Here is a 10,013-nt window from a genome sequence, read left to right as displayed (position 1 = left end):
TATCCACAGATCATGGGGTTATGCACCCCATATCTTAAGATTGACCAGTGACATAAGCCGCCCATTTATCCATATAAACACGACGCTGTTCTAAATAATCAGTACGACGATAGGCACGCTCTACTTTACCGCCGACCGTATGAGCTAAAATGGTTTCAGCGACCTCATAAGGGGCATCGGTTGTTTCAGCAAGCCAATCGCGTAAACTAGAACGAAATCCATGGGGACATGCTTTTACTCCAGTTTGTTGCATGTATTGTGACATATTATTCTCACCGAGAGGACCTCGACCAGTTGCAGAAAAAAAGAAATCATTACGAGAAAGCAGACGCGCTTGTTTTAAAATGTCTAATGCCTCTGATGATAGGGGTACACGAAATTCTTTTGTTGTATCACGCTTTCCTTTCATATTTTCAGCAGGGATTGTCCATATATCGCCATCAACTTGATCTTTATGGATATAACGTAAAGGGCGCGTACGAACGCCTGTAAGAATAAGCAAACGCAAAGCCAGTTGTGTCATGGTTGTTGTTTTGCAGAGTGACTGATAAAAGGCAGGAACATCTTTCCAATTCATGGCTGGTATATTTTGCGTTTTATGGAGTTGTTTGCCTAAAAGAGCGCGTGCTTTTTCGGTTGCTTGTAAATCAATATCCAAACCTAATGCAGCCGCATGTTTGAAACAAATATTAAGGCGATTTAATGCTTTCTCTGCTGTTGCAGCTTTTGTATGCCAAATGGGAGTAAGAATATTGCGTATCTCAGTTTGTGTAATCTCAGAAACGGGTAGGCAACCTAATTTAGGGAGAATATAAAGCCGTAAAGGTAAAAACCAATCTCCAGCCTTGCCATCATCTTTTAATTCAGCTTTACGGCTTTCAAAAGTATCCAAAGCGATATCTTTTAAATAATGGAGATTGCTTATTGCTTCACGCTTTTGTTTATCACGTTCTTTAATAGGGTCACGACCCTCATGCAAAACAGAACGCCATTGGTTTGCCAATTCACGTGCTTTTTTTAAAGAAACATGTCTTAAAGCACCTAATCCCATTTCACGGCGCCGACCATGAATGGTATAACGATAAAGCCATTGAGCACCTCCATCTTTACGCTTATGAAGAAGCAAGCCGGCGCCATCATTATATTTGCCAGCCCCCAATGTTGCGACAGATCTTGCATTAAGACAGTTCATAAGAGCCATTTTAGTCCTTTCTTGTATAAATTTTACCCACACACCAGCCCCGCTTGTGACGTGCAAGCAAGTGATATGAATTGATTCAATCTGAGAGGGTTTAGAATAAGAAAATCTTACTATATTCGGGGTTTTAGTTCAATATGCAAAACAGTAAATTATATATAAAAATCAATGTGTTGCTAGCGCCCGGCTCTCTTATAGAGAGTCAATAGAAACAATATTAACATCAAGGTTTTAAATATGACAAATATCTCAAAAAACACCCCCGTTATTTCTAATAACAAACAAGAGCCTGCAAAAAAATATGAATTTACAGGAGAAACAATAGAGGTTGGCTTTAAAACACTTTATAGAATTAGAGCTTTAAGAGATTTTGGAGATGTTAAAAAAGGGGATTTAGGTGGTTTTATACAAGGTGAAAGCAACTTATCACATGATGGCAATTGCTGGGTTGGGGGTAAAGCAAAAGTTTATAGCAATGCACGGGTTTTCGATAATGCCGTTGTAAGTGGTTATGCTCATGTAAACAATGTTGCTTGCATTTATGAAAACGCCCGTGTTTATGGCAAGGCTGTGGTGGCTGGTCATGTTTATGGCAATGCTGAGGTTTATGGTTTTGCACGTATTTATCCCGATGCTCATATTTTTGAAAATGCGCGCGTTCATTATTACGCTTGTGTCTTTAATGATACAAAAATTTATGGCAATGCGAAAATCTCTGGATATGCTTGTATTTTTGCAAATGTAAAGATTTTTCGCAATGCGGTCATTAAAGGCGACACTTGGGTTCGCAATAATATTGAAGTCTGTAGCAAAGAAATTGTCTATAACGATCAGTCTCTAAAAGATGCTGCTTAAATAAGCACGGGCGCGGCGGGGCGCCCCTCTTTAAACATTTCATTTAAAAATTTAAATCTCTTTATAAAGGAATTGTGCCATGCAAAAGAAGTTTGCACTCACAAATGAGACACGTGTATTCGATAACCAAATTCTTTACCGTATTAAAGCATTAAAAGACTTTGCTGATGTTAAGGCGGGGGACCTCGGGGGCTTTATTGAGAATGAAAACAATCTCTCTCATGATGGTAATTGCTGGGTTGGTGATAATGCTTATGTTGTAAAAACTGGTCGTGTTTATGATAATGCGCGGGTTTATGGCAATGCTGGTGTTGGTGGCTATGTCTATGGCAATGCTAAGGTTTATGATTTTGTCAAGGTTTTTGCTCATGCTCATGTTTATGATAATGCACAGGTTTTTGACAGTGCAAAAATTATCAGTCATGTGCATATTTATGAAAATGCTTGTGCTTATGGCATGGCTATTGTCACTAAAAATGCTTTTGGTGATACAAGAGAGAATGTTTATACAGAACGCCTTTCTCTTATGGTGAAATCTCTTTTGTGATGTGTCGGCCCATAATAAAGCAGCAATAAATAAACATGCGGGCGTTGCGGGGGCGTCCCCTTTTTAAATTTTCCATTCCAAATTTTAGCAAACGTTTATCACATTAGATTGTGAGGGTATCCTTATGTGCAAAAAATATGAATTAACCAATCAAAAAAAACAAATTAAAGATAGATTAACAAAACAAATTACAAACCTTTATCGCATTCGGGCTTTAAAAGATTTTGATGATGTCAAGGCTGGTGATCTGGGGGGCTATATCGAAAATGAAAGCAACTTATCACACTATGGCAATTGCTGGGTATATGATGAGGCTCTTGTCTATGGCTATGCTCATGTTACTGATCATGCTAAAGTAAGGCATTCTTCTCAAGTGCGGGGGCGTGTCTATGGCAATGCTGAGGTTTATGGCAAGGCTGTAATCACTCGATATGCGAAAATTTATGATCATGCTTGTGTCTATGACAGTGCTCATGTCGCTGGCAATGTTTATGGCAAAGCTCATGTGAGTGGTTGCGCCCGCATTTATAGCAATTCCCATATTTATAATCATGCGCGGGTTTCTCATGATGCTTTTGTTTATGATCATGCAAGGATCTATGGTCATTCAAAGGTTTCTGGGTCTGCTTGTATTTACAGCAGTGCAAAAATTTATGGACAAGCTGCAATCAAAGGCTTTGCAAAGATTTATGGTAAGGTTTATGGCAACGCGATTGTGAGTGGTCGTGCCGCGGTTTATGGCTCTGTTTATGGGAATGCAAAAATCTCTGGTTATGTCAAAGTCTGGGGTCGTGCCTATGGTCGCGCAAAAATAGATACACAAAGTAAAATAAAATTGGTTCCCGATAATTATGAGGTCTATAAAAGCGATGAGGTTGTAAAGATTGAGAAATAAAACAAATAATAGGCGTGGGGGGTGCCTTCTTTATAGCTATAAAAGCATCATAAGATATATTGTTTAAAACGTATTATAAAAGAAAGAATTCAAAAAGAAAGCCGTGCCAATTGATATGACGCGGCTTTATAATAATGAATCATCCACAATGGAGTAATGAATGCCTATATACAAAACGTATCATATTGCAAGTGCTCTCTTGTTTTTATGAAAACTTATCAAAAGAACCGTAAATGATGGGTATGATCTTGATAGCATTCATTTGAATGAGAGAAACTATAAGCGCTTTTTTCTGCTATCAGTGTATCAATCATAATGCCCTTTTCTTTAAAGAGATTCATTTGAAACAAAGCACACAATCAAAACGCCTCTTAAAACGTTTTAAAATACTGACCTCGAAATTGAGTTGAGTGAATTGAAATAACTGACATTCTAAAATCAAAACCTATCAAACAAATCAAAACGCTTTTATCAAATCTAAGGCTTTTAAGATTGGCTATGCTGTGAAATCTAGATCTTCGTTTTTTCGTAAATGAAACGTTTTTAAAAGCAAATGATAACTGTTATAAAACATCAGTTTCAAACGTTTATACATTCACTTAAAGAAATCCTTATAAGCGTATTTTTACTTTTCATTAAAACATAATTTCTTTAAAAATTAACCAGCTCAAATTTGAGTTCGTTATCTTTAGAATAGAGCATTCTTTTAACAATGTCGCTTTTGACTCCAAATTTAGTAAAACCCCATGCCTTTATGATGTTACAATAGTTTTCAACTTTGCTTGCTTATCTTTGTCTAAATAGGTGCCCTCAAATTTGAGGAGATCTCATTTGGCTTCGTATTTTTAAGCTATAACTTTTAAAACGTTTTTTAATAGCTTGCTTGCATACGTCATAAAAAGGCTTTTGATTTCATAAGATATAATGTTTTGAATTTCATATCTGTTGTGATGATAGGATCTGTATAATGCCTGCCTATCGTTTTCTAAATTTTTAGAAAGCGCTTTAAAAACGATTTTGTCTTTGAATCTTTTTATGCAATTTTATAAATTAAACTTATAAGCTTATAATAGTTTCGCTAAAAATTTAGCGAAATTAAAAAAGTCTATATTACTAACTTCAATGCGATTTTTGAGTGATAAAAAACGTATCATAAAATTTATGAACTGTTATAAATGATAACTGCTTTTCATTTTATTTGAATGCACACATGCGTTATAATATTTACATCATGATTTGCTTTTTATGCTCTATTCATACGTGACAATCCTATATAAAAAATGGTCAAATGAATCATGCATAAAAGTGTGGATTCTTAAGTGGATTCATATAAAATAATTTCACTCAACATATTGACTTTATTAGTTTTTTAGGTATACTGTGGTCTCTTCGTTGAACCAAACAGAGGGCAATATACGTCGCACTGCCTCTATCCGCATTTTGACAGCACCGGCTCCTTGATTAGGAATGACCTGCGTTTCAAAACCCGCATCGTTTAAAGCACTCTCAAAACTCACATTATGCACACGGTCTCTGGTCGCTCCGTCATGGGGTAAAACCATCAGTGCCTTCTCATAACCATTGTCACGTAACCAGCCTATGTGCTCTGATAACGGCTGTCCTTGTGCCTCGTAATAATCAAGCACTCTAATCTCTCGTCCAATAAACTGAGCTATCCAAATCGCCGTTGCATCTGCCTTGGCGCCCGTCCCCCCAATATCCCAAAAGGCACGTATCTGCATTAAAGGATCACGTGCAACACGCCCTATCCGCCCCTCTTGCTCAGCTGCCAACATTTCCTTTTGGAAATAAGCACCTTGAACCGCTGTTAGATAAGCCCCTTCCCAAATATGCTTATAGGTTTCTGGACGGTTTCTAAGATCATCAAGCCGCGCTTCATTCAAGATCTTGGGAAACTTCGGATTGTCTGACCAATTGATCTCAACACGTTTAATGGCCTTATTATCCGAAAAGCGAAAGCGCTTCTCAACCGGCGCATTATCCCGTAATGGATTCCACGTCACCCATAACTCTGCACGCCAACCCTCTCCCTCTTCACGCAATGTTGGTATAAGCGTCTGCCAAGCTGTCTCTGTTACCGGCTCTGCCTCATCGACCCAACAGAGCAAAATACGCCCCATCGATTTGATGCTGGCTATATTGCGATCCAGACCACAAAATTGAAAGGCTATACGACCATCATTCGACTTAATCGAAGCTTCCCCAACCTTAGGCAAGGCATTGATTTATAATGATAATCTAGCGTTATTCATATTGAATGAGAGTCCCGAATAACGTAAGATTCCCTTATTTCAAACTTGCTTATCTTGAATCAATCAAAACCACTCATTTGCACATCAAAAGCGGGATGAGTGTGTGGATCAAATTTGTATAAGAAAGGACTAAAAATGGTTCTTATGAATCGTCTTAATGCAAGGTCTGTCGCAACATTGGGGGCTGGCAAATATAATGATGGTGCCGGCTTGTTACTCCATAAGCGTAAAGATGGAGGTGCTCAATGGATTTATCGTTATACCATTCACGGGCGCCGTCGTGAAATGGGCTTAGGTGCTTTAAGAGATGTTTCTTTAAAACAAGCCCGTGAAACTGTAAACAAATGGCGTTCTGTTTTACGTGAAGGTCGTGACCCCATTAAAGAACGCGATAAACAAAAGCGTGAGGCGATAAGCAATCTTCATTATTTAAAAGATATTGCTTTAGATGCTTTTGAAAGTCGTAAAGCTGAATTAAAAGGGGATGGAAAAGATGGGAAGTGGTTTTTACCCTTAAAACTTCATATTCTCCCTAAATTAGGCTGCTTGCCCGTTTCAGAAATTACACAAACAGAAATACGCAATGTTCTTGCTCCTATTTGGCATACAAAAGCTACAACAGCAGAAAAAGCACTTATCCGTCTCAATCTTTGTCTTAAACATGCGGCTGCCTTAGGATTGGATGTTGATTTACAAGCAACAACAAAAGCACGTGCTCTCTTAGGAAAACAACGCCATAAAGCACAAAATTTTCCAGCAATGAATTGGAAAGATGTTCCTGCTTTTTATCAAACGCTTTGCGAAGCATCAACCCTAACACAACTGGCTTTGCGTTTGCTTATTCTGACAGGCGTTCGCACAAATCCTATACGCCATATTCATAAAGATCAAGTTGAGGGGGATATATGGACAATTCCCGCTGAGAATATGAAAGGAAAGCGTGATGCTACAACAGAATTTCGCGTCCCCTTATCAACAGAGGCATTAGAAATTTTAAAACAAGCGCGCTTGCTTTCTCGCAATGATTTCTTTTTTTCTGCAACTGGTCGAGGTCCCCTTGCTGCTAAGTGTATGGCTCAATATATGAGAGATAATAAACTTGAAGCCTGCCCCCATGGATTTCGTTCTAGTTTACGCGATTGGCTTGCTGAAACAACCGATGCCCCCTATGAAGTCGCTGAAACCATTTTAGCTCATACAGTAGGAGGGCAAGTAGAGCGTGCCTATCGTCGTACTGATTATTTAGAACAACGCCGTGTCTATATGGATAAATGGGCCGCTTATGTGACAGGTCAATCTTAAGATATGGGGTGCATAACCCCATGATCTGTGGATAACTTTTTCTCTCTCTTCTCTCATATCATCTCAATAAGACTCATAAATTATCACATCAGAAAATGTATGATAAAATACTGTTTTCTATGAATAAAATACCTTAAAAAATGAACCAAAATGTGTTTAATAAATGGGCATGATTTGTTCTCATTTTTTTACTTTTGAAAGGAAATTATAATGACAGAAAATGATGTTCTTTTAACAGACCGTGAAAGTGCAAAACTACTTCATATGAGTGTTTCAACTTTCCGACGTCATGTGACCAATGGCTCTCTTCCAAAACCTTTAAAATTTGGTTTTTTATCCCGTTGGTTACAATCGGATCTTATCAATGTCATTGAGCAAGCTAAACAGCAACGTCAAAGTGACGCGGCATAAAAAAAACCTTGTCACGTAAGGACGGACAAGGCTTTCTCAAATTTATCACCCTAAAGATAGCAGAATCCGTCCTGTGACGCAACGTTATAGGATAAAAAATATGTTTTCTTATATAAATGCTCGGGGCAACACAAATGCCTTGCGTGGAGTTTGGCATGGCCGTTATGGACTAGCCCGTTGTCCAGCCCATGATGATAGGTTGCCTAGCTTCTATCCCTGAATAAATTGGTATATCTTATAAGTTAGGTTCACTAGCAGCTTTAAGAATTTCTAAAACATTAAAAAAACGCTATATGAGAAAACTTTAAGGGTCAACAACAATTCCCCTGCTCTGTTCTTTCGATTAAAGTATCAAGCTTACGTTTGCACCAATCTTTTTTCTATTGATAGTTTCTTTTTCAATATGGAATGGAGTAAAACCATTTTTGTTAGCATATTCTAACAATCCAAATTTTTGATTTTCTGTATCTTCTCCATCACGAGAAACACGTGAATAAACATAGAATTTTTTCATGTTCAATAAAAATCGTCAATACAATATAAGTTTATCATATCAGAAAACACGATAATTTTCTTTGATATAAACAATCAAAATGATTAAGGATAAAAACAGATATCTTATTTTCATTTCAAACAACAAATTGAGAAATTCATAGGAAATTTGATTGATCAGATTTAACCATTAGATTAATATTTCAAGACAGACGACAGAAAGGAATTTCCTATGCAAAAGAAATTACCCAAAAGTTATATGACTGATGCTGAACGTGAAGAATTACGAGCAGGTGGTTTTTCTCAGAATAGTATCTACATTGCTGAATCAGAAGCAGCAGCTAAAGCAAATGATAGCCAAACTGTGTGGGAATGGTTAGCAATGGCAGAACTTCCGGCACATACACTTTTGTTTCTTAAAAATAGACGTGGAGCACAATTTATTCGTGACATGAAATTTTTTACAAAGAATGCTGATGAGGAATATGGACCAGATTGGTTAGATAAAGGTGTTGTGATAGGAGGTCATCATTTCTAAAGAATATGAAAAATTAGATTGGATATTGTCACAAGAAAACGGTTATGTGCAAGATATTGATAATACATTGTTAGTTAAACAGTTACATAATGTACGGAATAATTTATGTAATCATATTCGTAACGTTGGAAAGAGTAGTGGTTTGTCGTTACTTATTGATACGGAACATAGTCTTGTAGAAAACGATTTGCTAAGATATGCTAATAGTAAGGCTATGATTAGTAGTCTTAAAACAGCATTAATGGAAATAGATGTTATTAAGAAGCACGTAATCCTTGTTAGTAATCCTGCGCAATATAAGACAGTAAATGAGGTTTACAGTTTCCCCAAAAATCGTAAAGGTGGATTGCCTTACGATGAAGCGCGCCAAGCAATAGCATCCCATTATGCACGGTTAGGAAACTTAGATAAATCTCGTTTAACGTCAATTGAAAAATCAATTATTGATGTACGTAAAGAAAATATGATGGTTATGCGCAAGCTCTACGAAAAGATGCAAGCTAAAGCTATCGGTATAGATTTTTCATGTGATAAAATCGTTCCCTTTAATAAATCGGATGTGTAATACTACAAAAAACTCGGCATAAATTCTGCTAATGAAAGTAATGGCTAAATGAAAATTTCTCGTATATCATCTTTTTGAAGGGAAAAGCTGTCAAGTGAAATATCTCTGCTGAATATTAATCGTCCTATTTCTCTCTCTATCCAATCAAAAAACTTCATTTCTCATTTTCTTAGTTCTGTTTGTATTCTTCATAGCAATAAGCAGCTAGGTCTAAAATCATCTTTGTATATGTTAAATTCATATTCGAAATATAATTGTGGATCTCTTAAATTAATTGAAAACATATTCATTATTTTTTGAATTACATTTTCATCACTAACAGAAAAACTAAAAAATTTTCTTTCATTATGAAAATCTGAAATGGTTAGTGTTATTTCTTTTTTGTTTTTCCTTTAATAGAAAACCATAAAGGCAATCACCTTTCAGAAAGCTTACAATCACATGTTTTGAAAATGCCAAAAACCATAGCAAGCCTTGCATTGATTTTTGAACTTTTAGACAGAGAACATTTTGAAATTGGGCTCTATGCCATTACAACAGCGTTGCGTTGGTCACACTATCTGTTAAGTCATGCCAAACGTCTTTTATGCGGCCGGGGATACAGTAACTGCTGAGCATGCAAAATTGATTGTTGAACGCTGTGATCATTTACCCGATGGTTTTACTTTACGCGATCTTCATCAAAAAAGTTGGACGGGCTTAAAAGACAAGCAAGCCGTGAAGCAAGTTTTAGAGGTCTTATGCCATTGTAACTATATTCGTCAAATACCAAGTGACAATAACTTCAAAAGCGGTCGACCTATTATACGTTATGAATGGCATCCCTTCGTGAAAAGTTATAAGACACCACAATAGACAATCTAAAAATCTTATAAAACACTAAACTTTATAACCTTATTTGTGTCATGAACCTTCAAAGTTTTTTTTATCTCTTAAT

The 10,013-nt window shown here is 36.8% G+C and carries 9 protein-coding genes and 2 pseudogenes; 9 read left to right on the top strand and 2 right to left on the bottom strand.

The annotated features are described in order from the left end of the window. Positions 1–34: 34 nt before the first annotated feature. Complete coding sequence (locus ABD909_RS05565; RefSeq protein ID WP_345096976.1) at positions 35–1,201, bottom strand: tyrosine-type recombinase/integrase; 1,167 nt, start codon at positions 1,199–1,201, stop codon at positions 35–37. Positions 1,202–1,435: 234 nt separating this feature from the next. Between ABD909_RS05565 and ABD909_RS05560 the strand changes: the two genes are divergently transcribed. From ABD909_RS05560 to ABD909_RS05550, 3 genes and pseudogenes are all read left to right on the top strand, one after another. Beyond that, positions 1,436–2,053 carry an LbetaH domain-containing protein gene (locus tag ABD909_RS05560; protein ID WP_345096975.1) on the top strand — a complete coding sequence of 206 codons (618 nt, stop codon included), beginning with the start codon at positions 1,436–1,438 and terminating at the stop codon, positions 2,051–2,053. Positions 2,054–2,132: 79 nt separating this feature from the next. After that, a pseudogene (locus ABD909_RS05555) lies at positions 2,133–2,629 on the top strand (LbetaH domain-containing protein). A 95-nt stretch (positions 2,630–2,724) separates the two neighbouring features. After that, positions 2,725–3,495, top strand: a complete 771-nt coding sequence (locus tag ABD909_RS05550; protein WP_345096974.1) for a hypothetical protein — start codon at positions 2,725–2,727, stop codon at positions 3,493–3,495. 1,361 nt (positions 3,496–4,856) lie between these two features. Here ABD909_RS05550 and ABD909_RS05545 read toward each other — a convergent pair. After that, a pseudogene (locus ABD909_RS05545) lies at positions 4,857–5,726 on the bottom strand (phage terminase large subunit); the annotation flags it as partial. Positions 5,727–5,903: 177 nt separating this feature from the next. Between ABD909_RS05545 and ABD909_RS05540 the strand changes: the two are divergent. The 6 genes from ABD909_RS05540 to ABD909_RS05510 all read left to right on the top strand — a co-directional run bounded on the left by ABD909_RS05540 (position 5,904) and on the right by ABD909_RS05510 (position 9,931). Beyond that, positions 5,904–7,070 carry a tyrosine-type recombinase/integrase gene (locus ABD909_RS05540; protein ID WP_345096973.1) on the top strand — a complete coding sequence of 389 codons (1,167 nt, stop codon included), beginning with the start codon at positions 5,904–5,906 and terminating at the stop codon, positions 7,068–7,070. Positions 7,071–7,280: 210 nt separating this feature from the next. After that, complete coding sequence (locus tag ABD909_RS05535; RefSeq protein WP_345096889.1) at positions 7,281–7,481, top strand: helix-turn-helix transcriptional regulator; 201 nt, start codon at positions 7,281–7,283, stop codon at positions 7,479–7,481. Between the two features lie 724 nt (positions 7,482–8,205). Continuing rightward, entirely contained in the window at positions 8,206–8,511 is a 306-nt protein-coding gene (locus ABD909_RS05525) for a hypothetical protein (RefSeq protein WP_345096972.1), read from the top strand. A 142-nt stretch (positions 8,512–8,653) separates the two neighbouring features. After that, complete coding sequence (locus ABD909_RS05520) at positions 8,654–9,076, top strand: hypothetical protein (RefSeq protein ID WP_345096971.1); 423 nt, start codon at positions 8,654–8,656, stop codon at positions 9,074–9,076. Positions 9,077–9,528: 452 nt separating this feature from the next. Next, entirely contained in the window at positions 9,529–9,690 is a 162-nt protein-coding gene (locus tag ABD909_RS05515; RefSeq protein WP_345096970.1) for a hypothetical protein, read from the top strand. Continuing rightward, entirely contained in the window at positions 9,647–9,931 is a 285-nt protein-coding gene (locus ABD909_RS05510) for a hypothetical protein (protein WP_345096977.1), read from the top strand. The genes ABD909_RS05515 and ABD909_RS05510 overlap by 44 nt, the downstream gene beginning before the upstream one ends. Positions 9,932–10,013: the final 82 nt, after the last annotated feature.

Source organism: Bartonella acomydis, from assembly GCF_039543025.1.
Taxonomy (GTDB): domain Bacteria; phylum Pseudomonadota; class Alphaproteobacteria; order Rhizobiales; family Rhizobiaceae; genus Bartonella; species Bartonella acomydis.
Note: the sequence above shows the minus strand (reverse complement) of the source record. Positions and strands in the feature narration are given on the sequence as shown.

Excerpts from the sequence above, each read along its gene's own strand:
- ABD909_RS05510 (WP_345096977.1), top strand. The coding sequence starts at position 9,647 with ATGCCAAACGTCTTTTATGCGGCCGGGGATACAGTAACTGCTGAGCAT.
- ABD909_RS05565 (WP_345096976.1), bottom strand. The coding sequence starts at position 1,201 with ATGGCTCTTATGAACTGTCTTAATGCAAGATCTGTCGCAACATTGGGG.
- ABD909_RS05525 (WP_345096972.1), top strand. The coding sequence starts at position 8,206 with ATGCAAAAGAAATTACCCAAAAGTTATATGACTGATGCTGAACGTGAA.
- ABD909_RS05535 (WP_345096889.1), top strand. The coding sequence starts at position 7,281 with ATGACAGAAAATGATGTTCTTTTAACAGACCGTGAAAGTGCAAAACTA.
- ABD909_RS05560 (WP_345096975.1), top strand. The coding sequence starts at position 1,436 with ATGACAAATATCTCAAAAAACACCCCCGTTATTTCTAATAACAAACAA.
- ABD909_RS05515 (WP_345096970.1), top strand. The coding sequence starts at position 9,529 with ATGCCAAAAACCATAGCAAGCCTTGCATTGATTTTTGAACTTTTAGAC.
- ABD909_RS05540 (WP_345096973.1), top strand. The coding sequence starts at position 5,904 with ATGGTTCTTATGAATCGTCTTAATGCAAGGTCTGTCGCAACATTGGGG.
- ABD909_RS05550 (WP_345096974.1), top strand. The coding sequence starts at position 2,725 with ATGTGCAAAAAATATGAATTAACCAATCAAAAAAAACAAATTAAAGAT.